Genomic DNA, 1965 nt, shown 5'->3' with positions numbered 1-1965 from the left:
GATTACAACACCTACTTTATGTAATTTTTATGAAAAATCTGAAAAATCTAAAGAAACTGATATCATATAACTATCTATATTGTAACCAATTTGTCAGATAAGTAAACATACTTTTTTTGAAAAGTTGTAAGAAAGTTTGACATGTTTACTGACTTATCTATATATACGATGATAAAGTAAATAAGTTTCATGTTTAATAAAACAAGCAGCGAAGTTAATTCGCTGCTTGTTGAGCAAAGTTTTCCATTTGTTTAAGTGTCATTGGACCATTCACTCGTTGAACAATTTTCCCTTCTTCATCTATAAAGTAAGATGTCGGAATGGTGGAGACTCGATATTTTTTACTTCCTACATTATCTTGGTCGTCCAATAATACACGAAACGTAAACTGTTTTTCTTTGAGAAACTTAGATACTGCCTGTTTACTGCCTTCTGACGAAGTTAAATTAACCGCAAGCAGCTGTACATCGTTTCCATATTTCTCGTAAAACGCTTGCATATCGGGCATTTCTTTTTGACATGGCGGACACCATGTTGCCCAAAAGTTTAAAATGACTTTTTTCCCTTTAAAGTCCGATAATTGAACAGATTTCCCGCTCGTATCTGACAGTGTAAACGGAGGCGCTGTATCTTTTGGTTCCAACCCATAAGCTTGACCTGAAGCCTGACGAGCACTATCGCCTTTTTTGATATTTAAATCCTTGTATTCGCTTAAGTTAGAATTATCGGATGCTTCATTTGGAGAAAGCCCTTGCCAAAGTGCGTAGCTAAGAAAGCCTACTAGAAGCAAGACCGCAATTATTTTTTTAACCATATGATCGGCTCCTTTATTTCTTCTAAAAAATGATAATCTATGTACTAATAGATATGTGCAATATCTACTAAAATAATCCTTTTATAGGGCATTTTCTTTTATAATATAGCATATTCCCCTCTCACTTTTTGTCGAAAACGGTGCGTTTGCATAAAAAAAGAGCGGCTCACGAGAACCGCTCTTTTTCTTTATAACTTACGCATGTGTTTTAGATTGTAATTTATCACGAAGCACCATTTGAAGGATACCACCGTGGCGATAGTAATCAATTTCAACTTCACTATCGAAACGAACCAGTACTTCAAATTCTTTTTTGTTTCCAGCTTCATCAGTTGCTGTTACTTTTATAAAATCACGTGGTTTTACTGTTTCATCAACTGCTACTGCAATTGTTTCTTTTCCAGTTAAACCTAATGTATCCGCGCTTTCACCATCTTTAAATTGAAGAGGTAAAACACCCATTAATACTAGGTTTGAACGGTGAATACGCTCGAAGCTTTCAGCGATTACTGTTTTAATACCTAAAAGATTTGTTCCTTTTGCTGCCCAGTCACGAGAACTTCCCATGCCGTAATCTTTGCCTGCAAGTACAACAAGACCTGTATCTTGCTCTTTGTATTTCATACAAGCATCATAAATACTCATTACGTCATTTGTTGGCCAGTACGTTGTCCAGCCGCCTTCTGTACCAGGAGCTACTTGGTTTTTTATGCGGATGTTTGCAAACGTACCGCGCATCATCACTTCATGGTTACCACGACGAGAACCATATGAGTTAAAGTCTTTTGGCTCTACACCGTTTTCTTGAAGGTAAAGACCTGCAGGTGATGTTTTTGCAATTGAACCCGCTGGTGAAATGTGATCCGTTGTCACTGAGTCACCAAATTTCGCTACTACGCGAAGATCATTTAGCGGTTCTACTTCACCTGGTTCTTCTGATAAGCCTTCAAAGAAAGGTGGGTTTTGAATGTACGTTGAATCATTCTCCCACGTATAAAGCGCATCTTCGCTTGTTTTAATTTCATTCCAGCGTTCGTTATCATCGAATACGCGCTCATACTCGTTACGGAATAATTCAGGCGTTACGGTACGGCTAACAACTTCTTTAATTTCATCTTGAGAAGGCCAGATGTCGCTAAAGAATACTTCAT

1 protein-coding gene and 1 pseudogene are annotated in these 1965 nt (G+C 37.3%); both read right to left on the bottom strand.

All coding sequences use genetic code 11. The features are described from left to right. Positions 1-214: 214 nt before the first annotated feature. Positions 215-814, bottom strand: coding sequence for a TlpA disulfide reductase family protein (locus tag AC1DRF_RS25065; protein ID WP_097823275.1), 600 nt, complete (start codon positions 812-814; stop codon positions 215-217). A 195-nt stretch (positions 815-1009) separates the two neighbouring features. Next, a pseudogene (locus AC1DRF_RS25060) lies at positions 1010-1965 on the bottom strand (aconitate hydratase); the annotation flags it as partial.

The organism is Priestia sp. P5_B4, assembly GCF_056400385.1.
Note: the sequence above shows the minus strand (reverse complement) of the source record. Positions and strands in the feature narration are given on the sequence as shown.

Excerpts from the sequence above, each read along its gene's own strand:
- AC1DRF_RS25065 (WP_097823275.1), bottom strand. The coding sequence starts at position 814 with ATGGTTAAAAAAATAATTGCGGTCTTGCTTCTAGTAGGCTTTCTTAGC.